This is a genomic window from Enterococcus sp. AZ109 (assembly GCF_051714625.1).
Taxonomy (GTDB): Bacteria; Bacillota; Bacilli; order Lactobacillales; family Enterococcaceae; genus Enterococcus_A.
Genome location: NZ_JBIOSF010000001.1, coordinates 582,501 through 609,486, shown reverse-complemented (window position 1 = coordinate 609,486; position 26,986 = coordinate 582,501). Strand labels below are relative to the sequence as shown.

The window sequence follows — 26,986 nt, the reverse complement described above, 5'->3', positions numbered from 1 at the left end:
CACAGTTTAGGAGAAGGAAGTCTGCGCACATTTTCAATTGTCTCAGACGAGTATCTTTGCTATGCTTTTAGTGAGGTGGATTGAGATGGCAAAAAAGAAGGTAACTAAAACCAATGCGATTCGACTAGTAGAGCAGAAAAAGATTCCTTACGTGGAGCATGATTATCAATGGAGCGAGGACGATTTAGGAGCCGGCCACGTTGCAGAACAAGTCGGTATTAAACCAGAACGGATTTTTAAAACCCTAGTGGCTGTCGGAAATAAAACCGGTCCAATTGTAGCAGTCATTCCCAGCAATCACGAACTGGACTTGAAAAAAATCGCCAAAGCCAGCGGCAATAAAAAAGTTGAGATGCTGCATCTGCGGGATCTAGAGACTACAACTGGCTACATTCGCGGCGGTTGTTCGCCTATCGGCATGAAAAAGCTGTTTCCCACTTATTTAGAGGAAACAGCTCAAGAATTTCAGCAAATTGCTGTATCAGCCGGCAAGCGGGGACTGCAAATGGAACTAGCCCCCGATGCGATTGTTCAACTGACTCGCGGTCATTATGCTTCTTTAGTCAAGGACTAAGCAAAGGACTGATAGGCAGCATGAGTTCCGGCAACATAACCAGTACAAAAGGCGCTGGTTATGTTGAAGCCTCCGGTATAGCCATTAATATCCAACAGTTCACCGGCAAAGAATAAGCCGGTGATTTTTTTGCTTTCTAACGTTTTTGGCGAGACCTCCTTTAATTCGATCCCCCCGCCAGTAACAAAGGATTTTTCTAAACCGAACGTTCCCTTGGCAGTTAGCTCCCATTTCTTGCAGTAATCACTCAAAGCTTCCAGCTTGGCTTTCGGCACTTGATTCGCAGCGAGATCGCTGATTTCTAACTTCCCTAGAAAATGCTGCAGCAAACGTTCCGGCAAGAATCCAGTAAAAGCATTTTTTGTCTGCTTGGTGGAAGCCGTCACTTGCTGGGTTAATTGCTCTAAAACCTCCGCCTTCGTTAAGTTCGGGAAACAGTCTAAAACCAGTGTAACTCGATCCTGTTGTTTCAACAATTGATTCACAAAGCTAGAGCAACGCAACGCCGCCGGTCCAGATAAGCCAAAGTGAGTAAACAACAAATCCATCACATGAGAAGCCACCACTTTTTTCTTTTCATTTACTACACTCAATTGAACATCCCGCAACGACAAACCTTGCAGTTCCTTCTTTTGAATAAAGTCCTCATCTAATAAAATCGGCGACTCGGTAGGGTACAAAGGAGTTACATGGTGCCCTAAAGATTTAGCCAGACGATAGCCGTCACCAGTCGCCCCAGTTGAAGGATAAGTCAGCCCTCCAGTTGCTAAGACCACACTTTTGGCAGAATAATCACCGGTCTCCGTGCGCACACCGGTAATTTTCGTACCGTCGTGTATAATTTTTTCTACCGCAGTCTGGTAGATCACGGTCACGCCCAGCTGATCCATTTCATTTTTCAGGCTTTCGACAATTGTTTTCGATTTGTCGGTAGTTGGAAACATCCGTCCATTATCTTCTTCCTTTAAGGCAACACCGCGATCTTCAAAAAAGCGAATGATATCCTGATTGTCCCATTGAGAAAAGGTACTGTATAAAAAGCGCCCATTCCCTGGAATGTGCTGAATCAAATCTTCCACCGGTCGATTATTTGTAACATTGCAACGTCCGCCGCCAGTCATCAGTAGTTTTTTGCCTAAGCGTTTATTTTTATCAATAAGTGCTACCTTTGCGCCGTTTGATGCGGCTGTGATAGCCGCCATCATACCGGCTGGACCAGCACCAATGACGATGACTTCGAAATTTTTATCCATTTTCTCACCTCGTTGCAAAGTTTATCATGAAATTTCTAACACTTCTATTAGAAAATGATGTAAACTATGAGTATCTAATGTGAGGAGGAGTTTTATGCAAGCAAAGCAATATGTCGAACAGATTCAACAGTACTTAGAGGAAAAAGATCCAAATCAAGCTGAATTTCTGCAAGCTGTAGAAGAGTTTCTACCTACAATTGTCCCTTTTTTAGATGAACATCCGGAATACATTGAACATAATATCCTGAAAATCATCGTGGAACCAGAACGCATGATTCAATTTCGTGTGCCTTGGCAAGATGATAAAGGCAACTGGCAAGTTAATCGCGGTTACCGAGTACAATTCAATTCTGCGATTGGGCCTTACAAAGGCGGCCTGCGATTCCACCCAAGTGTAAATATGAGTATCTTGAAATTTTTAGGCTTTGAGCAAATATTTAAAAACAGCCTGACAGGTCTGCCAATCGGTGGCGGTAAAGGCGGCTCTGACTTTGATCCCAAAGGCAAATCGGACACAGAAATCATGCGTTTTTGCCAAAGCTTCATGACTGAATTATCAAAACATATCGGCCCTAACTTAGACGTACCAGCTGGTGACATCGGTGTCGGCGGACGGGAAATCGGCTATTTATTCGGCCAATACAAACGTTTACGCGAATATGACGCTGGTGTGTTAACTGGAAAACCACTAGGATTTAATGGAAGTCTAGGGCGTACCGAAGCAACTGGTTATGGTGCTGTATACTTCGTTAAACATTTGTTAGAAGACAAAGGCGACTCTTTCCAAGATAAAAAAGTATTGGTTTCCGGAAGCGGAAATGTAGCCATCTATGCGATCGAAAAAGTCAAAGACCTTGGTGGAACAGCCGTTACATGTTCTGATTCCAACGGCTACGTGTACGATAAAGACGGCATCGATCTTGACCTGTTGAAGGACATTAAAGAAGTTCGTCGTGAACGTTTAACTGAATACGTGAAAGAGCGCAGCAACGCTGAATATTTCGAAGGTTCTGTTTGGGACTTGGACAAAGCTGCAGATATTGCCTTGCCATGTGCCACTCAAAATGAAATTGACAAAGCTAAAGCAGAACGTTTGGTCGCAAACGGCGTGAAAGTGGTTGCTGAAGGAGCAAATATGCCAAGTACCATGGACGCTGTTAAAGTTTATCACGAAAATGGTGTCTTATATGGACCTGGTAAAGCCGCTAATGCTGGCGGTGTAGCTGTTTCTGCACTAGAAATGAGCCAAAACTCACAACGTCTATCATGGACCAAAGAAGAAGTCGATGGAAAATTAGATGACATCATGAAAAATATTTATGAAACTTGCCGCGATACCGCTGCAAAATATTCTGAAAAAGACAATTACGCTGCAGGTGCAAATATTTCTGGTTTTGCTAAAGTGGCAGATGCGATGATTGCTCAAGGTTTGGTTTAATCGAAAAAAATAATGGTTCAGGCTTGAAAAAAGTGCAAAAGAAACGTAAAGTATAACCTGTACGAAATGTTTTACAAGGAGGAAAAAAACATGTCACATATTCATTTCGATTATTCGAAAGTCGCTCCATTTGTTAATGAACATGAAATGGAGTATATCAAAGGTCAAGTTGCTTTAGCTCACAAAGAATTACGAGAAGGAACTGGTGCAGGAAACGATTATCTAGGTTGGATCGATCTGCCAGTTAACTACGATAAAGATGAATTTGCTCGTATTAAAAAAGCGGCTGAAAAAATTCAGTCTGACTCTGAAGTATTAGTAGTCATCGGGATCGGTGGTTCTTACTTGGGTGCCCGTGCAGCTATCGAGTTCTTACATCAATCATTCTTCAACGTATTGGACAAAGCAGATCGCCAAGCGCCACAAGTGTTCTTTGCTGGAAATTCAATCAGCTCTACTTACATTGCTGATTTAATCGAAGTAATTGGTGACCGTGATTTCTCAGTAAACGTTATCTCTAAATCAGGTACAACAACTGAACCTGCTATTGCATTCCGCGTCTTCAAGGAACTATTAGTGAAGAAATACGGCGAAGAAGAAGCAAACAAACGCATCTACGCAACAACTGACAAAGCGCGCGGCGCAGTGAAAACGGAAGCAGATGCAGCTGGTTGGGAAACTTTTGTAATTCCTGATGATGTTGGCGGACGTTTCTCAGTCTTAACAGCTGTTGGTTTATTGCCAATCGCTGCCAGCGGAGCAGATATCGATGCATTAATGCAAGGTGCTGCTGATGCCCGTGAAGCTTACTCAAGCGAAAACTTGGATGAAAACGAAGCCTACCAATATGCAGCAATGCGTAACTTGTTATACCGTAAAGGTAAAGTAACCGAAATTTTGGTAAACTACGAACCAGGTATGCAATACTTCAATGAATGGTGGAAACAATTGTACGGCGAATCAGAAGGAAAAGACTTGAAAGGGATCTACCCATCAAGTGCCAACTTCTCAACTGACCTGCATTCATTTGGTCAATACATTCAAGAAGGACGGCGCAATATTTTTGAAACAATCGTTAAAGTTGAAAAACCTCGTAAATCAGTAGCAATTCCAAGCCAAGAATCTGATCTAGATGGCTTAGGCTATCTGGAAGGTAAAGATGTCGACTTTGTGAACACGAAAGCCTATGAAGGCACTTTGTTAGCCCATACTGATGGTGGAGTTCCGAATTTGGTATTGAATATACCAACAATGGATGCTTATACATTGGGTTATGCAATGTACTTCTTTGAAATTGCTGTAGGTATATCTGGTTATTTACTAGGGGTTAACCCATTTGATCAACCAGGGGTAGAAGCGTACAAGAAAAACATGTTCGCTCTTCTAGGCAAACCTGGTTTCGAAGATCTTGCAAAAGAATTAAACGAACGCCTATAAATCAACGATTGTCAGCCCGTTTTTGATAAGTGGTGATACAAACATGTTCACATCTAAATAAAAATGGTGATAGCCAAAAAAGCACTCATAAATTTGAGTGCTTTTTTGGCAGTTAAAATCTAGAAAACTATTTAATGACATGAAGTATTCTTTGTTGTACCGAAAAAATCTTGCTCGTTTTATACTTAAACTTGTGAAATCATCTTGAACTCACAAGTACAATTTAACTTAACGATAAAACTTGTTTTAGTTATGGACGATCGAAGAGTACTTACTAGTCAAGAAGTTGAGTAACTATCACTAGAGAAGCTTTACTTATCTGTCAGTTTGATAAAAGTGCGGGTACCTTCTTACTACACAATTATAATGTTCGTATTTAAATTGATGTGGAAGAGTGGAGGACTTAATATACTATTTACGGGTGTGGTAATCTATTAATGATGCAATTATTTGTGGATGGTATAAAGTTTCAATCTAAAGATTGCTCATTAGATTGGATCTGTCGGATGAAGTTTTGCGTGCTTATCAAGTCTACTTATAGTAAAGCCAGTCTTTTCGATAGATATTAAGCTAAATAAAATGATTACTCAAGATGCTAAGCTTGTTTATAGGACATCATGCTTCTAAAAAATATCCATAATTGGATGTTCCAAGCTAGAGTACTGCGGTCTGTTTAATATCAGTTTAATATATCAATAGTAGATGATATTAAAAAATAATTCAAATTGACGGAGTGTGATCTGGCTGGTATATCAACAAAATATAAAATAACTATTGTAATTAAAACGTGTTATTCTTTATATATCAATGTTAAACAGAAATCAAGCTTGATGATGCTATAAAAATTACGACACAAATATTTTAATTAGAGTTTTATTATGTTATTATAAGATCATGAGGAGAAGGAGGTCAGAAATGGAGAATATTGAAATTGGTGGTACTTATTTATGTAAAGCAATAGGTTTGGAAAAAGAGGTAATAGGTGTTGTTGAACAACTATACAACAACACTGCAACAATAAGCGTTGTTAGCTTTGATCCCGTTGATCGTACACGAGTGATTGAGTTGCAAAATCGCTTAGTAGTCAAGTATGAAGACGTCTTTGAACAGGCTAAGTTAGGATGTCTAGCTTGATAAGTGAATATTTTGTAATTAAATTTAATGAGTAAACAATCAAGGGAGTTTCTTTGGCTCCCTTTTTTAATTAGATAAAAAAACACGAAAAATAATTAAGTGATAGATGATTAATAACGTCTAAAGGTGTTTTTAGTCGCATATCACTTGTCTTTCACAAAAAAACTCACTAATTAGTGAGTTAGTAAACTTGCTAACCAGCTTCCACCATGTAGCAACGCTAAACTGTATAAGAAGATTGAAGCCGGCTTAGCTAGCAGAATAATTGTAACGTATTTTTTAAGGGAAATATTCGTAACACTGGCCATCAAACATAAGGCGTCATCTGGTGCCACGGGCAAAAAGATCGCTAATGCAAAAATTTTTTCGAAATGCTTATCATTTTCTAGCCAGCGACTGTATTTTTCGAAAATTTTTTCGCTAACTAAATGACTAATTAGGGGTCTCCCGTAATGTCTACCTAATAAGAACAAAACAATAGAACCTACACAAATTCCCACATAGTTGTAGATAAACCCCCAAAATGGTCCGAAAATCAAGACGCCAGCAGCTAAACTAATTCCTCCAGGTAAGATTGGAACAATTACTTGAACCATCTGTATAACAACGAAAATGAGCGGTCCAATGAGAACTGATTGGCCAACCAAACCTTGTAAGGAATTCAAGTCCTTAAAAACCCCTAAATGGTAGAAATAGACAGCTAAACCAACAGAAAAAGCCAATCCGGTAAACGAAATTGCATTAAGCAATTTTCGTGACTGTGCAATACTCATTTTCTCATCTCCTCGATTTTGATCATCTAAGGTGAAGTATATGATAGATTTGTTGCCTCTGCATAGGACTACAGTCGGATTTTTATAAAAAAATAGAAACTTTAAAATATTTTACACATTTTTTGTTATAGGATATGCTGATTATGGAACGAATGAATCAATGGAAATGAGGAATTCTTTTGATAAAGGAGAAAAAGCGGGTTCCTAAGTCAGATGATGTTAGTCTGGAAGGAATAAACGGAACTATAAAGATACCAAAAAATGCAAGTTTCTGGAAAAAATTGACGTTGTATAGTGGACCAGGCGCTCTGGTTGCTGTCGGTTATATGGATCCAGGTAATTGGATTACTTCTATTGCTGGAGGAGCAGAATACAAATACAGTTTATTGACTGTAATCTTACTTTCCAGCTTAATTGCGATGCTTTTACAGAGCATGGCAGCTAAGCTAGGTATGGTTACTGGAAAAGATTTAGCTCAGATGACGCGAGCTAAGACTAACAAAAGTCTTGGCTTTGCTTTATGGGTTGTAAATGAAATGGCAATCATGGCGACTGATATTGCCGAAGTAATTGGTGGGGCAATAGCCTTACAGCTACTATTTGGTTTACCTTTATTAATAGGTGTTTTAGTCACCACTTTCGATGTGTTGCTGTTGCTCTTATTGACTAGGTTAGGTTTCCGCAAAATCGAAGCAATTGTCGCAGCATTAATTACAGTGATTTTTTGTGTTTTTGCTTATGAAGTTGCAATAGCTGATCCTAATTGGGGCGAAGTTCTTGAAGGATTTGTACCGACTGTGAAAATCGCTACAGATAGATCAATGTTGATTTTGGCGTTAGGTATTGTCGGAGCAACGGTTATGCCCCATAACTTGTATTTGCATTCTTCTATTTCGCAATCACGAGATTTTGACCGAACAGATGAGAAAGAAATGGCTGAAGCAGTTCGCTTTACCACATGGGACTCCAATATCCAGCTCAGTGTGGCTTTTATCATCAATTGTTTGTTGCTGATTTTAGGGGGTGCGTTGTTTTACGGTTCAAATAGCGATCTTGGAAAATTCGTTGATCTTTACGATGCTTTAAAGAATCCAACTATCGTAGGAGATATAGCAAGTCCCTTATTGAGTACTTTGTTTGCAGTAGCTCTGCTGGCTTCAGGACAGAATTCAACGATTACCGGTACTCTTTCTGGGCAAATTGTTATGGAAGGATTTATTCGTCTAAAAATACCACTGTGGATGCGTCGCATAGTTACTCGTTTACTAGCGATCATTCCTGTAATTATTTGTGTCATTTTATACGGTGGAAATGAGAGTGCTGTGGAGAATCTATTATTATATACACAGGTATTTCTGAGTGTAGCTTTACCAATTTCTATAATTCCATTAACGCTGTTTACTAGTGATAAAAAATTAATGGGAAACTTTGTTAACCCACGTTGGGAAAAGTATCTTGCTTGGATGATCACTCTTATATTAACTATCCTAAATTTGTTTTTAATTTACAGTACCATAACGGTGGTTAATTAAGACTTTTATGGACCTATTCAAAAAAAGACTTGCTTTCTCTAAACTGGGGAGAAAGCAAGTCTTTATTAAGTAGATTTGTGTTTTTCAGAGTGACCGACGCACTAATACAAGACACTTCCCCAAGTTCTTGAATACGTCGGTCCATTTAGTCAATAGGAGCTGAGACGCTCATAAAACATTATATGTGTCATGACATTTTTATGCAACCATTTCCGTAAATTTTTTAAGCTCCGAAAATAACTTTAAATATAATTAATTCGTGGTTTTTTATAACTTATTATTGGTAATGTGAAGCTTTTTTTATATAATATAGTTGTATTTGTAAAAGTAAGCAGACGATTTACAGTTAATAAATATTTAAATTGGTCTTTACTAGTCTGGTTGACCAGCAATACTTTTTAAGCAACTCGATATTTTCAGATTCATCCAAAATAAGCGAATCAGGCAATTGAAAAAATCCTTAAAAAAAGCGTGGTAAAAACCACGCTAAAAGGCTTCATATAAGGAAGGTACGGGATTTGAACCCGTGCACCACATTACTGCGGCTCGCCGGATTTCGAGTCCGGTGCATTACCACTCTGCCAACCTTCCGCAAAGATTATGTTACCTTTTTTTATTTAAATGTCAAGTTTTTTAAAGCTTGTCTAATACAGCAATGTCGTCTGTACCTAAGATATGATCAATTGAACGGTTAATCAAGTGTACAATGTCATCCTCGGTAGGTTCAATAATTCCTGAAGACATCAGAGTAGCAATTCCAGTTACTGTAATCCATGTCCCAACGTGAAGGGCATTGATTTGTTCATCACCTAAATTTTTATATTTTGGATGTTTTTTGATCAGTTCATGGAAATATTTATAAGAAAAATCATGCATTTTTTTTCCGCCGCCATATTCTTGAACATACAAAGCATTGTACAAATTGCTACGTTCTTTAGCGAAATAGACATAGTTTAATCCCAAATCAATAATAGTGTCTCCAGTTCGTTTCGCAGGAAAGATATCATAGTACAAATGATTACAAATCTCATCTAGTAATGTGTTTTTCAAATCTTGCATATTTTTAAATTCTAAATAAATTGGTTGTGTACTTATTCCCATCTTTTTAGCAATGTTTCGAGCAGTGAACCCGGAAAAACCTTCATTTTCTACAACTTCATAGGCAGCCTTTAAAATTTGATCCTTTGTATACACTTTTCTTCTCATACTTATTTCCTCCCAAGGTGTTATTATTTTTCTTATCAATTCATTTTAATCAAAAAGTGTGTGGTTTTGCAACCCTAATACGTTACGTTATCTAAGATAAGGCAAAAAACTGAAAAACAAATCAAAAATCTTTGATTGATCCATAAAATAGCATCTGGAATCGTTTTAGTAACGATCGTTTTGATAACGAATGTTTTTTATTTGAAAAAACACGTTATACTTAAAAGAAAAAAAATACAAAAGATCTATATTGATGAATCGAGAATTACCAAAAGATTTGTTACTTTATCTTATATTATAGCAGGAAATCATCGTTTTTTCTTGCCTATTCGTCTTCTTTTTTCTAAGATGAGGAAAAGGAAACAAAAGGAGGTGTTGGTTTGATTCAACAAAGTTACGCTCAGCTAGTTTTGATTACTTGCTTGAAGGCAGGCAAAATTATGATGGAGTCTGGATCAGAGGTTTATCGTGTAGAAGACACGATGAAACGAATAGCAAAAAATGCGGGATTAGAAGATATGCAAACGTATGTGACAGCAACAGGATTAATCGTAGGATCTCCATCTGAAGAGTGTAGTCAGGTTATTCAAATTACACAACAATCAATTAATCTAGAGAAGGTAGCGGCAGTTAATCGGGCATCTCGGTTGTTTGCAGAAGGTCGATTATCATTGCCGGATTTTTATAAACATTTAGATGAGATTGATAACGTTACACCAGACTTCCCTTACATGTGGAAGATTTTAGCATCGGGCGTTGTCAGTAGTACATTGATGATAATTTTACGTGAAAGTTGGCTGGATTTTCTTGCAACTTTTGTTGTAGGTATGTTAGGTTTTTCAGTCCACTCCTTTTTTGGTAAAAAACTTGAGATGAAATTTTTAAATGATTTTTTAGCTGCGTTACTCATAGGTGTTTTAGCAATTTTTTCGGTTAATTTTTCTTTTGCACGGGATATTAATAATATCGTTATAGGTTCCATTATGCCGCTTGTACCGGGTTTAGCAATTACAAATTCTTTCCGAGATATAATGGCAGGACACTTAATAAGTGGGGTTGCTAGAGCTACTGAGGCATTATTTGTTGCCGGAGCGATTGGTGGTGGGATTATCGTAGCCTTTAATTTTTTTTAGGAGGTAGCAAGTAATGACTTTTCTTTTAAACTTTATTTTTAGTATGCTTAGTACAATTACTTTTGGCATTATCACTAACATTCCCCGTAGAGCTTTTATCACCTGCGGTATCACTGGTGCAATGGGCTGGATGACTTTTTGGGTTTGTCAGACATACTTTAAGCAAAATATTGGTTTTTCTAACTTTTTAGCCGCAATTGTCATTGGACTACTGAGCATCTATTTCTCACGTAAGAAAAAAATGCCAGTTATTGTGTTTAATGTTCCAAGCCTAGTACCGTTAGTTCCTGGTGGACCAGCTTATATGGCCGTCCGGGAAATGATGGATCAGAATTTTGATGTTTCCATGCAATATATAGCAGTTGTGCTAGTGACCTCTGGAGCAATTGCATTAGGATTTATGTTTACGAATGTAATTGAAAAGTTTTTAAAACGTACAACTGCAACGTTTAGAAGGGAACGGAGACGTTGATTGTTTATGCGATTGTGAAAGGTCTAGAAAGTCAAAACTTTAAAGTGCCAAAAAATTTATAGACCTTCTAGAGTAAATAAAAAGCTGATAGAAAACTATCAGCTTACAAGTCTAGGTATTTTTCAAGATAATCAGCTAAGCCATCTTCTGTGTTAGGTTTAGCTGTGATGTCATCAGCTACAGATTTTACTTGATCCGTGCCATTTGCCATTGCAACGCCCCAACCAGCATAGTCTAACATCTCAACATCGTTGTGCTCATCGCCAAAAGCAATGATCTCTTCTCTCTTCATGTTAAATACTTTAACAATATGCGCTAGTCCATGTGCCTTTTGAATACCTTTTGCTACGATCTCTAAAATAGCGTTAGGTCCGCCCCAAGTATTTACTTCTACAGAATCACCAAACTGCTGCAGAAGTTCTTCTGCTACTTCTTTGACATTTTGCGGTTGGCTACGCACGATAACTGAAGTTGGATTTTTTATCAACGACTCTTTAGTAAGTAAATTTTCAGCTGACGCTTCACTGGCAAACATGTGCTTATCAAAAAAGCTCAAATCATCAATGAAAAAGGTATTACGATCTTCTGCTGCAATAAAGTCTAGCTTCAAGTTTTTCTTTTCCTGCATAATATCAAAAACGATATTGCGATTAAAAGAAGTTTCAAGCTCATTAACCCAATGCTTTTCTGGAAGATGTACTAACGCACCGTTAAAGTTGATCATAGGTGTGGATAATTGTAGTTCACGATAAAAATCACTGCTCATGCGATAAGGTCTACCAGTTGCGATGACAACTGAATGGCCGTCTTCCATAGCGCGTTTTAATGTTTTAGCGGTTCGCTCTGTTATTCTTGATTCTTCGTTTAATGTAGTTCCATCTAAGTCGATGGCAATCATCTTTTTCATAATAATCATCCTTGTTTTCAATTTGTTTCAGTCTAGCACATCTCATGAAAAACGCAACCAACACGCTATAAATTTACTTAAGAATACAGCCTTTTGTCACTACAAAGTTTGACAAACTTTGTTATAGTAGTAGATGAAGAAAAATGAAAAAAAGAGAGATGAAAAAAATGAAAATCAATTGGCGAAGAAACCTGTTCATTTCTTGGATAGGGTGTTTCTTTACAGGAGCTAGCTTTAGCTTGGTAATGCCATTTTTACCTGTGTATATTGAGCAGCTAGGGACACCAGAGCCTCAGGTGGAGATGTTTGCCGGGTTGGCGATTTCGGTTACAGCTTTTGCAGCTGCGATCGTTTCACCAATCTGGGGAAACTTAGCTGACCGTAAGGGAAGAAAACTTATGATGGTCCGGGCTGCTGCCGGCATGACTGTTACGATGGGGTCATTGGCATTTGTTCCTAATGTTTATTGGCTGCTGGCAATGAGGTTTATGACGGGCGTATTATCTGGATATATACCAAATGCTACGGCAATGATTGCCTCGCAAGCACCACGGGAAAAAAGTGGATGGGCATTGGGAACTCTTTCCACTGGAGCAGTTGCTGGAAGTCTAATTGGTCCTTCTATTGGAGGTGCACTGGCCCAAGGATTCGGATTAGAAAATGTGTTCATTATCACTGGAATTATTCTAATGATTTGTACTATTTTGACTATCTTTATGGTTCAGGAAAATTTCCACCCAATTGAAAAGAAAGACATGATGAGTATCCGAGGGCTTACTAAGAAGATTGATCACCTTTCAATTTTAGTGGGTCTGTTTATTAGTACAATGATCCTTCAAATCGGAGCAACCAGTATCAGTCCTATTTTAACTTTATACATTCGCCAATTGAGTGGTAACAGTAGCAATGCGTTGCTAATCAGTGGATTCATTATATCTGCTGCGGGAGTTTCTGCTGTGATTTCTTCCCCAACCTTAGGGAAATTAGGAGATAAAATAGGGAATCATAAAATTTTGTTAGGAGGATTACTCTTATCATTTATCTGTTTCATTCCGATGGCCTTTGTAAAAACACCTTTTCAGCTGGGAGTTCTACGTTTCTTTTTAGGATTTTCCACTGGAGCATTAATGCCTTCTATTAATACGCTAATTGGAAAGATCAGCCCACCAGAAGGAGTTAGCCGCTTGTACAGTTATAATCAAATGTTTAATAACTTTGGTCAGGTGTTAGGACCAATGGTCGGCTCTACGGTAGCACACTCGATGGGGTATCCCGCTGTCTTTTTAGTAACTAGTGTTTTTGTGCTCGGGAATATGATGCTCAGCCTTTTCAATTTTAGAGAGCTTTTAAGGAGTAAAACAAAAATTTGATTTTACAGTAAGAAAAAACCAGCTACAATAAAGCAACTGGTCTATTTTCTAATGATTGGTGGTTTGTTGTACAGGCTTTATTGCATATGAAAGCAAAACTGTAATAACACCGACAATTAAAGAAACAATCGTTGAGAGTTGGAAGTTATAAGTTGCGCTCTGTAAAGCACCGCCTAAGTAACAAACTGCCTGTCCAATAGCAAATGCCCAGAAGAAGGTAACGAGATATTTCATTAATAACACCTCTTTTCGTGTCGATTTCTAGCCTCAGTTTAGCATTTTTTCGAAAAATGTAAAGAAAAGTCTTCACAAAAGAGTTCAGTAGGAGGAACCTATGAATTTTCCACAACTATATACAAAAACATCTTATTCTCTGCTGCAAAGTACTTTAACCATTTCTAATTACGTTAAACAAGCTAAAGAAAAAGGTTACAAAATACTTGCTTTAACAGATGAACACGTTTTGCATGGTGCAGTTGAATTTTATCAAGCTTGCAAACAGCAGCAAATAAAACCGATTATAGGCATGGAGTTGGATGTGATATCTTACTTTGATGAAAAGTTCAGCTTACTTTTATATGCCAAAGATTTAGCTGGTTATCAAGAATTAATGCGCCTTTCTACTCAAAGAATGACTGAAGAGAAAACTTTGCAGTTAACCGATTACGGTATTAAGCCTCAGCATTTAATGATAGTTTTACCTATCAGTAAACTTCCGCTAGAAGGAGATATTGAGGTTGTCTTGAACGAAGTAAAAAAACATTTTTCTCAAGAGATTTTTTTAGGTGGCTCCCTAACCAATAGTGATCTAGCTTTTACTTTGAGTCGATCCTATCAATTACCTTTGCTTGCTTTACACGAGGTAAGGTATTCAAAGCCAGAAGAAGCTTTTGCAATTGATGTGATGCAACACATTCAATCAGGTACTCAGCTAGCTAAAGATGCACTTATAGCAAAAAGCGGCGAGAGCTATCTATTGTCTGAGGAGCAGCTTTTTCACCGTTTTGAAGATTTGCAGTATTTAGAAGCGATTAATAATGCGGTTTTTTTAGCAGAGAGTTGCCAGTTAGACATCCCGTTGCATCAGAAACTATTACCACATTATCCGCTCTCTCAGGATCAAACAGCTAAAGCCTTTTTAGAAAAGTTATGCTGGGAATACTTGCCGTTACGAGTAAGTAAAGTTTCTACAGTGTATCAAGAACGTTTGGCAAAAGAACTGTCTATCATACATACCATGGGCTTTGATGACTATTTTCTAATCGTCTGGGATGTCATGGATTACGCTCACCACAACAAAATTGTTACTGGGGCGGGACGAGGTTCAGCAGCGGGATCATTGGTTGCTTATGTTTTATCAATTACTGATGTTGACCCAATTCAGTACGATCTATTATTTGAGCGCTTTTTGAACCCTGAACGTTTCAGCATGCCAGATATAGATTTAGATATTCCTGATAATCGCCGAAATGAAATTTTGCATTATATAAAGGAAAAATATGGTCGTTTTCATGTAGCACAAATTGCTACTTTTGGAACGATGGCGGCGAAAATGGTCCTTCGGGATGTCGGTCGAGTTTTTGGTTTGTCGCAAAGTGAAGTCAATCGTTGGTCTAAAGCAATACCTAATCAACTGAAAATTACTCTGGGAAATGCCTACGATCAATCAGAAACCTTGAAGCGGTTGGTAAATGCGGATTCTAGAAGTCAATTGATGTTTGAGACAGCCCTTAGCTTAGAAGGTTTGCCAAGACATGTGTCCACTCATGCTGCCGGAGTCGTTATAAGTGATCAAGAATTAATCCCTATTGTTCCTTTACAAAACGGCTCAGAGGATATTTTACTAACTCAATTTACTATGAGTGATGTAGAAACAATTGGGTTGTTAAAGATGGATTTTTTGGGATTACGGAATTTATCAATTATTGATACTGCATTACGGAACATAAAAAAGGTTTATCATGAAGAGATTAACCTAAAGCACATTCCTTTAGATGATCCAGACACCTTAGCTCTTTTTCAACGCGGTGAAACTAGTGGAATATTCCAATTTGAATCCGCTGGTATTCGCAATGTGTTGCGTCGTTTAGGTCCTACATCAATTGAAGATATAGCGGCAGTGAATGCTTTATATCGGCCAGGTCCAATGCAAAATATTGACCACTTCATAGCGCGGAAAAAAGGGAAAGAAGCGATCCAGTACCCGGAAGAAACTTTAAAACCAATTTTAGAAAATACGTATGGCATTATCGTATACCAAGAGCAAATTATGCAGGTAGCGGCTAAAATGGCTGGATTCAGTTTGGGGCAAGCGGATATTCTACGTAGAGCAGTCAGTAAAAAGAAAAAAGAGTTACTAGACGATGAGCGACGTCATTTCGTATCTGGCGCAATCAAGCAGGGCTATACTAAAAAAAGTGCAGAAGAAGTTTATGACTACATTGAACGCTTTGCTAATTATGGATTCAACCGGTCTCATGCTTTTGCCTACTCTTTTGTCGGGTATCAGATGGCCTATTTAAAAGTTCATTATCCAGGACCATTTTACATTGCTTTGCTCCAATCAACTCGCAACGATGCAAAAAAGATGCGAGAGTACATTATTGAAGCTAATCGTGCGGGGATGCAGCTGTTAGCACCAGACATTAATAAAAGCTATTACAGCTTTACTTTAGCAGAAAAAAATAAGATCCGTGTTGGTTTTGATGCTATTAAAGGTGTTCGCAGAGACTACGTTGCGAATATTTTGACTGAACGAAAAAATCTGGGAGGGTACAAATCACTAGACGATTATCTACTAAGAATCGAGGAACGGTGGTTAAAAGCTGAATATGTTGAACCATTAATTCTTGTAGGTGCCTTTGATGAATTGCATAATAATCGTCATCAATTGCAGGTGGAACTTAAAGGGAAAATTCAAAACGTTCTATATAGTGGGGGAAATAATACTTTGTTGGATGTAATGAGCTTAAAAGAACAAGAGGTACCTGAGTACTCTTTAACGGAAAGGCTAGAGTTTGAAGAAAAATACTTAGGATTGTATGTCTCAGGACATCCTACGGAAAACTACCCCAAAATTAAGAGGCAAAGAAAAATCCGTTTAGTGAGCGATATCTTGGCGGGACAGAACGTAACAATGTTAGTTTACTTGAAAAATCTACGTGAGATTCGAACGAAAAAGGGTGAGCAAATGGCTTTTCTGGATGGTAATGACAAAAGTGGTGAAGTATCCATGACTGTTTTCCCAGTGCTTTACCGCAAAATTCGGAAGGATCTTCAATTGGAGAAAGTCTACCTTGTAACCGGGAAAATTGAGGAAAGTCGTTATGACCAAGCTCTACAAATGTTAGTCGAAAGTTTTGAGGATGCTGATACTGTTGAAAAAAATTCGCCCGAGGAGATTTTATACTTACGAGTGGCTATTGATCAGGATAGCGAAAGCCTTCATCAAGAAATTGTAAAACAATTAAAGCAAACTTCGGGCAATATACCAGTAGTCATTTATTTCGAGAAAGACAGCCGAAAGATTGTGTTAGGAAAGGAACTTTGGATAGGGCGTAATACGCAATTGTTAGATGGTTTACGTGACATATTGGGTGATAAAAACGTCGTATTACGGTGATTTCTTGCAACTTTCATAACTTTTTTCAGGTATATCTGACTTTCCCATTAACTTTCCAAGACTTTTAGTTGCTTTGATGGTAGAATGTACCATGAATTGAGAACAATGCTTGACTAATAATTTTTTGAGGTGAGAAAATGAAACGCATTGGAATTTTAACTAGTGGAGGAGACGCTCCAGGTATGAACGCTGCTGTTCGTGCTGTTGTTCGTAAAGGAATCTACGAAGGCCTAGAAGTGTACGGTATTAATTACGGTTTTGCTGGTTTAGTTGCTGGTGATATTCGTCGTTTAGATGTTGCTGATGTTGGTGATAAGATCCAACGAGGCGGAACATTTTTATATTCTGCTCGTTACCCTGAATTTGCCACAGAAGAAGGTCAGTTAAAAGGGATCGAACAATTAAAAAAATTTGGAATCGAAGGTTTAGTCGTTATCGGTGGTGACGGTTCTTATCACGGAGCGATGGCTTTAACTAAACATGGCTTTCCGGCAGTAGGAATTCCAGGAACTATTGACAATGATATTCCAGGAACTGATTTTACTATTGGATTTGATACGGCTATTAACACAGTATTAGAATCACTGGATAGAATTCGCGACACAGCGACTTCACATGTGCGTACTTTCGTTATTGAAGTAATGGGACGCAACGCAGGTGATATTGCTTTGTGGTCAGGTGTTGCTGGCGGAGCAGATGAAATTGTTATCCCAGAACATGATTTCGATATGGCAGTCATTGCTAATAAAATCAAAGCGGGACGCGACCGCGGCAAGAAGCATTGCCTAATCGTTCTGGCTGAAGGTGTTATGGGTGGCAATGAGTTTGCTGACCAACTATCTGAATACGGAGATTTCCACACACGCGTTAGTGTGCTGGGTCACGTTGTTCGTGGTGGTTCTCCAAGCGCTCGTGACCGTGTGTTAGCAAGTAAATTTGGTTCATATGCTGTTGAATTGCTGCAAGAAGGCAAAGGCGGCTTGTGTATCGGTATGTTAGAAAACGAAGTAGTCGCTGCTGACATCATAGATACTTTGGAAAACAATAAACATAAACCGGATTTATCACTTTATGAATTGAACCAAACAATCTCATTTTAACATCGTTAATGAAGTAGCTTAAAAGCTACTAGTTATAAAAGTAATACAACAAGAATAGGAGCGTTTATACATGAAAAAAACAAAAATCGTTAGTACATTAGGACCAGCAAGTAACACACTTGAAATTATCTCTGAATTGATCGAGGCTGGTGCAAATGTCTTTCGTTTCAACTTTTCTCACGGTGATCACGAAGAACAATTAAGTCGGATGACTCTTGTTCGTGAAGCTGTTAAGAAAACTGGAAAAGACGTAGGTATTCTTTTAGATACAAAAGGTGCGGAAATCCGTACAACTGTTCAAAACACAACTGATGCTGATTACGGTCGAGCTGGATATATTCAATTTAATGTTGGAGATCAAACACGTATTTCTATGGATCCTGAATTCAAAGGTTCAAAAGAAAAAATTGCGGTCACTTACCCTGGACTATTTGATGATGTTCACGTAGGCGGACACATTTTATTCGATGATGGCCTAATTGACATGGAGATTATCGAAAAAGATGCTACCAATCGTGAATTAGTAGTAGTAGTTAAAAATGCTGGAATGCTTGGATCACGTAAAGGCGTTAATGCACCTGGCGTATCTATCAGTTTGCCAGGTATTACAGAGAAAGATGCTGATGATATTCGCTTTGGTCTAGATAACGATATTGACTTTATTGCTGCAAGCTTTGTACGTAAAGCACAAGACGTGTTAGAAATTCGCGAAATTTTAGAAGAAAAAGACATGAATCATGTTCAAATCTTCTCTAAAATTGAATCTCAGGAGGGTATTGATAATATCGATGAAATCTTAAAAGTTTCTGACGGTATTATGGTAGCCCGTGGCGACATGGGTGTTGAAATCCCAGCAGAAGAAGTTCCAATGGTTCAAAAATCGATCATCAAAAAATGTAACGCTGCTGGTAAATCAGTTATTACAGCTACTCAAATGCTGGAATCTATGCAAAGCAACCCACGTCCAACACGTGCTGAAGCTTCTGACGTTGCGAACGCTGTTTTTGATGGAACAGACGCAACAATGCTTTCGGGTGAATCAGCAAACGGCGACTATCCAGTAGAAGCTGTAGCAACAATGGCTCGTATTGACCAAGAAGCAGAAAAAGCTCTCGAAGAAATGGGTACATTCCAAATTAATGAATTTGATAAAACAGATGTAACTGAAACAGTCAGCTTGTCAGTTGCTCGCGCTGCTCATAACTTAGGCGTAAAAACAATTGTAGCTGCTACTGAATCTGGACATACTGCTAAAATGATTTCTAAATATCGTCCTGATGCTGACATCTTGGCTGTAACCTTTGACGAACGCACAAAACGTGGTTTGATGCTAAATTGGGGAGTTTACCCAACAGTTGCTGAAAAGCCAACAACAACTGATGAAATGTTCGACCTTGCGACTAAAAAAGCCGTAGAATTAGGCTTTGCGAAAGAGGGAGACCTGATTTTGATCACTGCTGGTGTTCCAGTTGGTGAACGTGGAACAACCAACGTGATGAAGATCCAATTAATTGGTTCTAAATTGTTAGAAGCTCAAGGTGTTGGTGAGAAGACTATTGTAGCAAACGCAGTTGTTGCATCATCTGCTGATGAAGCAATTAAAAACGCAAAAGAAGGTATGGTTCTAGTTGTTCCAACAACAGATAAAGAATATATGCCTGCTATTGAAAAAGCAGCTGCGTTGATTGTTGAAGAAGGTGGACTGACATCTCACGCTGCGGTCGTAGGAATTGCTCAAGATATTCCTGTTATCGTGGGTGCTAAAGATGCTACTTCAACTATTGTTGATGGCGAGTTAGTTACTGTTGATCCTCGTCGTGGTATTGTATATCGTGGAGAAACAACAGCAATTTAAGGATATCTTGAATGGGTGAACTGAGCTAAATTGGTTCATCCGTTTCTTTTTTTAATAAATAACATTCGGAAAACGCTATATTATCAGTTTTTTTGAGGTGTCAAGAAAATTTCATTGACAAAGAAATTTTCCCCCTGTATAATATCGATTGTTGCTTAGAGGTGATGAATAATGAAATGGTCCACGATAGAATTGCGCCGTTATCAAGACGAACCACTGAATTTTTCCGATACAATGGATGTTGGTGAATCGTTAAAACAACGTGATTCAGAAATTTTGGCAGTAGCACCTGTAAAGGTTACAGGAATTTTGTCTGTCGGAAAAAAAGAATATATTTTACATTATCGGTTAACGACGACTGTAACTGTTCCGTCTTCTCGTTCCCTTGAACCGGTTGATATGTCACTTGATCTTTCTGTGGATGAAATATTTATGACACAAGCGCAATGGTCCGAGCAGGTTGATGACCGTGAAGAAGAGATCATAGTATTAGACAGTGATATTATCGACTTGACGGACTCTGTAGAAGACAACATACTGCTAGCAATTCCACTGCAGGTATTAACGGATGAAGAGAAAGATGGTAAAAATTTACCTAAGGGTAATGACTGGCAAGTTGTCTCTGAAGAAGAATACCTTGCTAAGAAGGTGCAAGCAGAAACAAACGATCCTCGTCTTGCAAAGTTATCTGAACTTTTTAATGAAAGAGATAATTAGTAAGATTGGAATAAAATGTATCTATTTAAGATACTTCATCTTTACAAGGAGGTGTAACACCAATGGCAGTACCAGCAAGAAGAACTTCAAAAGCAAAAAAAGCAAAGCGTCGTACTCACTACAAATTAACCATTAAAGGTTTGAACGAATGTCCAAACTGTGGTGAAATGAAGAAGAGTCATCACGTGTGTGCCAACTGCGGCCACTACGATGGAAAAGATGTTATGTCTAAAGAAGCATAATAGCTTTTTTAAATGATAGAAAAAGCGAAAAACCTCAAGACTAACCATGGAGTCTTGAGGTTTTTTATGTATTGCACACAATTCCTTTTTCATTTTCTGCACCTTGGGCTATAATGTAGAAGATAGTGGAATAATTAGGAGGTATATTATGTCAAAAGCACAATTTGGTGTTATCGGAATGGCAGTTATGGGAAAGAACTTAGCCCTTAACATTGAAAGCCGAGGCTACACTGTTGCCTTGTACAATCGTACAGGATCAAAAACACAAGTCGTAGTGGATGAACATCCCAATCGCAACTTTGAAGCAACCTTTTCTATTGAGGAATTTGTTCAAGCAATTGAAAAACCTCGTCGTATTATGTTAATGGTAAAAGCAGGTCCGGCAACGGATGCAACAATACAAGAATTGCTACCTCATTTGGATAAAGGCGATGTATTAATAGATGGTGGAAATACATTCTTTAAAGATACTATGAGGCGAAACGAAGAATTAGCCAATTCTGGTATTAACTTTATCGGAACTGGAGTATCTGGTGGTGAAAAAGGTGCTCTAGAAGGTCCTTCAATGATGCCTGGTGGTCAGAAAGAAGCGTATGATTTAGTAGCGCCTATCTTTGAACAAATCGCTGCAAAAGCCGAAGACGGAGAACCTTGCGTTACTTACATCGGTGCTAATGGAGCTGGACATTACGTAAAAATGGTACACAATGGTATAGAATATGGTGATATGCAATTGATCGCTGAATCGTACGATTTGATGCGGCAGTTGCTGGATCTAACGGTTGATGAAATGGCTGAGGTGTTTGCTGAATGGAATAAGGGCGAGCTAGACAGTTACTTAATCGAAATTACAGCAGATATTTTAACAAGAAAAGATGACGAAGGTACTGGTAAACCAGTAGTTGACGTAATCTTAGATGCTGCTGGTAACAAAGGAACAGGAAAGTGGACCTCTCAAAGTTCTCTAGATTTGGGCGTACCTCTTCCATTAATCACTGAATCTGTGTTTGCCCGTTTTATCTCAGCATATAAAAATGAGCGTATAGTAGCAAGTAAAGTTTTGTCTGGTCCTAAGCCTTATAAATATGAAGGCGACAAAGATGAATTAGTAGAAAAAATTCGGGAAGCATTGTACTTCAGCAAATTAATGAGCTATGCACAAGGCTTTGCTCAACTGCGTGCAGCATCGAAGGAATACAGTTGGGAGTTACCGTTTGGTGATATTGCTAAAATTTGGCGTGCTGGATGTATTATTCGTGCTGGTTTCTTACAAAAAATTACTGATGCATACGAAAAGGATGCAGATCTTGCAAATTTGATGTTAGATAGCTATTTCCAAGAAATTGCTAGCAAGTATCAAACTGCTGTTCGTGAAGTTGTAGGTATAGCTGTTCAGGCTGGAATTCCGGTTCCAACTTTTTCTTCAGCGATTTCCTACTATGATTCTTATCGGGCAGAAAGATTACCTGCAAATTTAATTCAAGCACAACGAGACTATTTCGGTGCCCATACTTATGAACGGACAGATAAGGACGGAATTTATCACTATAGTTGGTATGATGAAGAATAATTAAAGCAAAACTAGGGATTTTTAACTGTTTAGAGGTCCCTAGTTTTTTTATTGGGCATTTCATGATAAAATGTCAATAGATTTGAAAGGCTTAGACCTTTAATATAAATGGTTTAAGTAAGTTCGTTTTGGAAAGGAATAATGAGAATGAGTAATATTCTAATCATTGAAGATGAAAAAAACTTAGCTCGGTTCGTGGAACTTGAGCTGAAACACGAGGGGTACGAAACAGATGTCCATTACAATGGACGTACTGGATTAGAAGCAGCTCTAGAGAATGAATGGGATGCAATTCTTTTAGATTTGATGCTTCCTGAATTAAACGGTTTAGAAGTTTGCCGTCGTGTAAGACAAGTGAAAAATACACCAATTATTATGATGACCGCACGTGATTCCGTGATTGACCGTGTTTCGGGTTTAGACCATGGTGCAGATGATTACATCGTCAAACCATTTGCGATTGAAGAACTATTAGCCCGTCTACGCGCACTCCTTCGTCGAATTGATATTGAAGGTGACAAAAATGTTGCGAAACAAACTACTATTACTTACCGTGACTTGACGATTGAAAAAGAAAATCGAGTGGTTCGTCGCGGAAATGATATAATTGAATTGACGAAACGTGAGTACGAATTACTATTAACATTGATGGAAAATGTGAATGTCGTGTTAGCTCGAGATGTATTATTAAATAAAGTTTGGGGCTATGAGACTGAAGTTGAGACCAATGTTGTCGACGTATATATTCGTTATCTACGTAATAAGATAGATGTTACTGGAGAAGATAGCTACATTCAAACTGTTCGTGGGACAGGATATGTTATGCGATCATGAGAAAGCTTTTTAAGAAGCATGGAGAACTGAAGGGGCCTTCACTTACTATTAAGTGGGCCTTTACAAGTTCTTTCTTTATATTCGTAGTATTTACAATTTTTGCAGTGATTACCTACAAGTCTTCAATTAACCTAATTGTAGCTAAGGAAAGAAACAATGTTGAACGTACGATCACAGATGTTTCTTCTCGTTTAGCTAACTCGAATGAAGAATTGACCTTAGTGAATACATATCGTACGTTAACCGAGTCGTCTAATCTGGACAATGCACTCTATGATCGAAATATGACACTTGAAGGTAATATGTTAAGGATTGATAGCTTTTTAGCAGAACTGGGACAGCCACAGCTATCATTAGATATTTATAATTTGGATCAGAAATTAATTTTCAAAACACAGGAAGTCTACCATCCTTTAGTTCAAATGGAGCATAAGAGTCCGACAATTGTTACTCTAGATGAAAAAAACGGATTCTTATCAATTGAACCAATTTATTCGAAAGAGACGCGCGAACAAATTGGTTATGCTCAGATTTTTTATGAATTGTCTGATTTTTATGAGATGCGTAGTAAACTATTGATAACTTTAATTGTTTTAGAAATCGTATCTTTAGTACTTAGTAGTTTTTTAGGCTTCTTACTGTCATCCTATTTTTTAAAACCAGTAAAGATTTTACGGGATACTATGGAAATTATTCGTCAAGATCCACAGGCAGATGTTTATGTACCTGAAATAACTACAAATGATGAGTTGGCTGATCTAGCGATGATCTTTAATGATGTCATTGATCGCATTAGAATGTATATCAAACAGCAAGAACAGTTTGTAGAAGATGTGTCACATGAACTGCGGACTCCTGTTGCAGTGATTGAAGGACATCTTAGTTTGTTGAATCGATGGGGAAAGGATGATCCTGAAATTCTGGAGGAATCCATCCAAGCTAGTTTGCAGGAAATCGGACGCATGAAAAGCTTGGTACAAGAAATGTTAGATTTATCCCGCGCTGAACAAGTTGATGTTTACTACGGTAACGAAGTTTCGAATGCTAAAGAAGTAACTTATCAGGTTTTTAATAACTTTAAATTGTTGTACCCTGAGTTTACTTTTACTTTGGATGATGACTTAGAAGCGGAAAAACAGTTGAAAATTTATCGTAATCATCTAGAACAGATTATGATTATTATTATGGATAATGCTGTCAAATACTCAACAGATCGAAAAGAAGTACACATTTCCATTTCGTCTACGTTAAACGATTTCGAAATTGCTATTCAAGATTTTGGCGAAGGAATTCCAGACGAAGATATTGATAAAGTTTTCAACCGGTTTTATAGAGTAGATAAGGCGCGTGCGCGTACAAAAGGCGGAAATGGACTTGGATTATCAATTGCACACAAGCTGATTGAAAGTTATAAAGGACATATTAGTGTTGAAAGTTCAATTGGGCAAGGAACAATTTTTAGAATTTTTATTCCAATGATAGAAGAGGAATCAGCCGAACAATAATCGGCTGATTTTTGTATGTTCTGAAAAACCTCTAGTATTGTGAGAGCTAAATAGCTTCTAGTGAGGTATTGTGAAGAAGCCTCCTAAAATGACAAACTGATGTTGATCTTCCAACCACATTCCAATCGAAATTAGGAGGTAGCCTTATGAATGAAAATATTGAAAGTCTATCACATAACAATTGTAGATGTAAGTATCATATCGTGTTTGCATCAAAATATCGCAAACAAATAAAATGCTGGGCAAGTATCAGAGAAATCATTTGAACATTTATTTAGATCCGAAATATTGATTTGGAAATGGTACAGAGTTTGCTACGTAGAAACGCTTTGCCGAAACAATGAGATGATAGCCGAATAGATTTACAATCAAATCAAAGTAAATTATTCCACAGATCCGCCAACATTGTTCGAAGAAGCAAATCCGTATACACTAGTTATTTTGATTCCGATTATTTTAAATGATACGTAGGGATAGATATGTTATTTTTGCTTCAAAAATCGAACGTTGCTTTGTTGGTAGTCGATTTTGTTCGCATAAGAAAAAAAAATAAAAAAAATTGCAATTTATAGTTGCGTTAAAAGCCAAAGATTGCTATATTATTATTTGTTCCAACGAGATAAAATCTGTCAAAAATATTTTTGAAAAAAGTTGTTGACGGATGATTTCAGTTATGGTATTTTTATAAAGTCGCTGATAACAAATTTGTTTTTTTTAAAAAAGAAAAACAAAAAGATGTTGACATTGAGTTAGTAACCTGATACGATATATGAGTTGCTGATGCAGCGAGAAACGCAAATTTCATTAAGTAGACCTTTGAAAACTGAACGAATAAAACAAACCAAATGTGTAGGGCGTTTCTATTATATAGAAACAAACAACATAGCAAGCAATTGCTAGCGAATCAATTTTTAAATTGAGCTTAACAGTCTTAGGACTGTTTCAAACATCTTATATGAGAGTTTGATCCTGGCTCAGGACGAACGCTGGCGGCGTGCCTAATACATGCAAGTCGAACGCTTTTTCTTTCACCGGAGCTTGCTCCACCGAAAGAAAAGGAGTGGCGAACGGGTGAGTAACACGTGGGTAACCTACCCTCGAGCGGGGGATAACACTTGGAAACAGGTGCTAATACCGCATAACAAAGAAAACCGCATGGTTTTCTTTTGAAAGGCGCTTTTGCGTCACTCGAGGATGGACCCGCGGTGCATTAGCTAGTTGGTGAGGTAACGGCTCACCAAGGCAACGATGCATAGCCGACCTGAGAGGGTGATCGGCCACATTGGGACTGAGACACGGCCCAAACTCCTACGGGAGGCAGCAGTAGGGAATCTTCGGCAATGGACGAAAGTCTGACCGAGCAACGCCGCGTGAGTGAAGAAGGTTTTCGGATCGTAAAACTCTGTTGTTAGAGAAGAACAAGGGTGAGAGTAAAATGTTCACCCCTTGACGGTATCTAACCAGAAAGCCACGGCTAACTACGTGCCAGCAGCCGCGGTAATACGTAGGTGGCAAGCGTTGTCCGGATTTATTGGGCGTAAAGCGAGCGCAGGCGGTTTCTTAAGTCTGATGTGAAAGCCCCCGGCTCAACCGGGGAGGGTCATTGGAAACTGGGAAACTTGAGTGCAGAAGAGGAGAGTGGAATTCCATGTGTAGCGGTGAAATGCGTAGATATATGGAGGAACACCAGTGGCGAAGGCGGCTCTCTGGTCTGTAACTGACGCTGAGGCTCGAAAGCGTGGGGAGCAAACAGGATTAGATACCCTGGTAGTCCACGCCGTAAACGATGAGTGCTAAGTGTTGGAGGGTTTCCGCCCTTCAGTGCTGCAGCTAACGCATTAAGCACTCCGCCTGGGGAGTACGACCGCAAGGTTGAAACTCAAAGGAATTGACGGGGGCCCGCACAAGCGGTGGAGCATGTGGTTTAATTCGAAGCAACGCGAAGAACCTTACCAGGTCTTGACATCCTTTGACCACTCTAGAGATAGAGCTTCCCCTTCGGGGGCAAAGTGACAGGTGGTGCATGGTTGTCGTCAGCTCGTGTCGTGAGATGTTGGGTTAAGTCCCGCAACGAGCGCAACCCTTATTGTTAGTTGCCATCATTTAGTTGGGCACTCTAGCGAGACTGCCGGTGACAAACCGGAGGAAGGTGGGGATGACGTCAAATCATCATGCCCCTTATGACCTGGGCTACACACGTGCTACAATGGGAAGTACAACGAGTCGCGAAGTCGCGAGGCTAAGCTAATCTCTTAAAGCTTCTCTCAGTTCGGATTGTAGGCTGCAACTCGCCTACATGAAGCCGGAATCGC

General features: G+C 38.6%; 21 protein-coding genes, 1 tRNA gene, 1 rRNA gene and 1 pseudogene (1 of these 24 running past the window's edge). 18 read left to right on the top strand and 6 right to left on the bottom strand.

Annotated elements, in window-relative coordinates:
- The first annotated feature begins 85 nt into the window (after positions 1–85).
- Entirely contained in the window at positions 86–574 is a 489-nt protein-coding gene (gene ybaK, locus IGI42_RS02915; protein WP_438714168.1) for a Cys-tRNA(Pro) deacylase, read from the top strand.
- On the opposite strand, the gene IGI42_RS02910 is transcribed toward ybaK, so the two are convergent.
- The gene (locus IGI42_RS02910; protein WP_438714167.1) at positions 571–1,827 is read right to left on the bottom strand and encodes an NAD(P)/FAD-dependent oxidoreductase; all 1,257 of its coding nucleotides are present in this window, start codon (positions 1,825–1,827) and stop codon (positions 571–573) included. The two genes, ybaK and IGI42_RS02910, sit on opposite strands and share 4 nt — an antisense overlap.
- Positions 1,828–1,921: 94 nt before the next feature.
- Here IGI42_RS02910 and gdhA point away from each other — a divergent pair, with 94 nt between their 5' ends.
- From gdhA to IGI42_RS02895, 3 genes are all read left to right on the top strand, one after another.
- Positions 1,922–3,265: an NADP-specific glutamate dehydrogenase gene (gdhA, locus tag IGI42_RS02905; protein WP_438714166.1), complete on the top strand. Its 1,344-nt coding sequence runs from the start codon at positions 1,922–1,924 to the stop codon at positions 3,263–3,265.
- Between the two features lie 90 nt (positions 3,266–3,355).
- Positions 3,356–4,702 carry a glucose-6-phosphate isomerase gene (locus IGI42_RS02900; protein ID WP_438714165.1) on the top strand — a complete coding sequence of 449 codons (1,347 nt, stop codon included), beginning with the start codon at positions 3,356–3,358 and terminating at the stop codon, positions 4,700–4,702.
- Between the two features lie 915 nt (positions 4,703–5,617).
- Positions 5,618–5,836: a hypothetical protein gene (locus IGI42_RS02895; protein WP_438714163.1), complete on the top strand. Its 219-nt coding sequence runs from the start codon at positions 5,618–5,620 to the stop codon at positions 5,834–5,836.
- 173 nt (positions 5,837–6,009) lie between these two features.
- Here IGI42_RS02895 and IGI42_RS02890 read toward each other — a convergent pair whose 3' ends face one another.
- A complete protein-coding gene (locus IGI42_RS02890; protein ID WP_438714162.1) occupies positions 6,010–6,609 on the bottom strand; it encodes a TVP38/TMEM64 family protein in 600 nt (199 codons plus the stop codon).
- Positions 6,610–6,788: 179 nt separating this feature from the next.
- Between IGI42_RS02890 and IGI42_RS02885 the strand changes: the two genes are divergently transcribed.
- Positions 6,789–8,141 carry an Nramp family divalent metal transporter gene (locus tag IGI42_RS02885; RefSeq protein WP_438714161.1) on the top strand — a complete coding sequence of 451 codons (1,353 nt, stop codon included), beginning with the start codon at positions 6,789–6,791 and terminating at the stop codon, positions 8,139–8,141.
- A gap of 503 nt (positions 8,142–8,644) precedes the next feature.
- On the opposite strand, the gene IGI42_RS02880 is transcribed toward IGI42_RS02885, so the two are convergent.
- Positions 8,645–8,732: transfer RNA gene (locus IGI42_RS02880), tRNA-Ser, on the bottom strand.
- Between the two features lie 42 nt (positions 8,733–8,774).
- Complete coding sequence (locus tag IGI42_RS02875) at positions 8,775–9,347, bottom strand: TetR/AcrR family transcriptional regulator (RefSeq protein WP_438714160.1); 573 nt, start codon at positions 9,345–9,347, stop codon at positions 8,775–8,777.
- Between the two features lie 380 nt (positions 9,348–9,727).
- Here IGI42_RS02875 and IGI42_RS02870 point away from each other — a divergent pair, with 380 nt between their 5' ends.
- Both IGI42_RS02870 and IGI42_RS02865 read left to right on the top strand, forming a co-directional pair.
- The gene (locus IGI42_RS02870) at positions 9,728–10,480 is read left to right on the top strand and encodes a threonine/serine exporter family protein (protein ID WP_438714158.1); all 753 of its coding nucleotides are present in this window, start codon (positions 9,728–9,730) and stop codon (positions 10,478–10,480) included.
- A gap of 13 nt (positions 10,481–10,493) precedes the next feature.
- On the top strand, positions 10,494–10,952 hold the full coding sequence (locus IGI42_RS02865) for a threonine/serine exporter family protein (protein ID WP_438714156.1): 459 nt from the start codon (positions 10,494–10,496) through the stop codon (positions 10,950–10,952).
- Between the two features lie 103 nt (positions 10,953–11,055).
- On the opposite strand, the gene IGI42_RS02860 is transcribed toward IGI42_RS02865, so the two are convergent.
- A complete protein-coding gene (locus tag IGI42_RS02860) occupies positions 11,056–11,859 on the bottom strand; it encodes a Cof-type HAD-IIB family hydrolase (RefSeq protein WP_438714155.1) in 804 nt (267 codons plus the stop codon).
- A gap of 167 nt (positions 11,860–12,026) precedes the next feature.
- Here IGI42_RS02860 and IGI42_RS02855 point away from each other — a divergent pair, with 167 nt between their 5' ends.
- Complete coding sequence (locus tag IGI42_RS02855) at positions 12,027–13,229, top strand: multidrug efflux MFS transporter (RefSeq protein ID WP_438717002.1); 1,203 nt, start codon at positions 12,027–12,029, stop codon at positions 13,227–13,229.
- Positions 13,230–13,277: 48 nt separating this feature from the next.
- On the opposite strand, the gene IGI42_RS02850 is transcribed toward IGI42_RS02855, so the two are convergent.
- Entirely contained in the window at positions 13,278–13,463 is a 186-nt protein-coding gene (locus IGI42_RS02850) for a YjzD family protein (RefSeq protein WP_438714153.1), read from the bottom strand.
- Between the two features lie 100 nt (positions 13,464–13,563).
- Here IGI42_RS02850 and dnaE point away from each other — a divergent pair, with 100 nt between their 5' ends.
- The 10 genes and pseudogenes from dnaE to IGI42_RS02800 all read left to right on the top strand — a co-directional run.
- On the top strand, positions 13,564–16,851 hold the full coding sequence (dnaE, locus tag IGI42_RS02845; RefSeq protein WP_438714152.1) for a DNA polymerase III subunit alpha: 3,288 nt from the start codon (positions 13,564–13,566) through the stop codon (positions 16,849–16,851).
- A gap of 137 nt (positions 16,852–16,988) precedes the next feature.
- Entirely contained in the window at positions 16,989–17,951 is a 963-nt protein-coding gene (pfkA, locus tag IGI42_RS02840; RefSeq protein WP_438714150.1) for a 6-phosphofructokinase, read from the top strand.
- A gap of 70 nt (positions 17,952–18,021) precedes the next feature.
- The gene (gene pyk, locus IGI42_RS02835) at positions 18,022–19,806 is read left to right on the top strand and encodes a pyruvate kinase (protein ID WP_438714148.1); all 1,785 of its coding nucleotides are present in this window, start codon (positions 18,022–18,024) and stop codon (positions 19,804–19,806) included.
- A gap of 171 nt (positions 19,807–19,977) precedes the next feature.
- Complete coding sequence (locus IGI42_RS02830; protein WP_438714147.1) at positions 19,978–20,523, top strand: YceD family protein; 546 nt, start codon at positions 19,978–19,980, stop codon at positions 20,521–20,523.
- 62 nt (positions 20,524–20,585) lie between these two features.
- A complete protein-coding gene (rpmF, locus tag IGI42_RS02825) occupies positions 20,586–20,765 on the top strand; it encodes a 50S ribosomal protein L32 (protein WP_207674294.1) in 180 nt (59 codons plus the stop codon).
- A 148-nt stretch (positions 20,766–20,913) separates the two neighbouring features.
- Positions 20,914–22,335, top strand: a complete 1,422-nt coding sequence (gene gndA / locus IGI42_RS02820) for an NADP-dependent phosphogluconate dehydrogenase (RefSeq protein ID WP_438714145.1) — start codon at positions 20,914–20,916, stop codon at positions 22,333–22,335.
- Positions 22,336–22,482: 147 nt separating this feature from the next.
- The gene (locus tag IGI42_RS02815; RefSeq protein ID WP_438714143.1) at positions 22,483–23,169 is read left to right on the top strand and encodes a response regulator transcription factor; all 687 of its coding nucleotides are present in this window, start codon (positions 22,483–22,485) and stop codon (positions 23,167–23,169) included.
- Entirely contained in the window at positions 23,166–24,674 is a 1,509-nt protein-coding gene (locus IGI42_RS02810) for a HAMP domain-containing sensor histidine kinase (protein WP_438714141.1), read from the top strand. The genes IGI42_RS02815 and IGI42_RS02810 overlap by 4 nt, the downstream gene beginning before the upstream one ends.
- A 146-nt stretch (positions 24,675–24,820) precedes the next feature.
- A pseudogene (locus IGI42_RS02805) lies at positions 24,821–24,937 on the top strand (IS200/IS605 family transposase); the annotation flags it as partial.
- 688 nt (positions 24,938–25,625) lie between these two features.
- Positions 25,626–26,986, top strand: a 16S ribosomal RNA gene (locus IGI42_RS02800) (it continues 199 nt past the right edge of the window).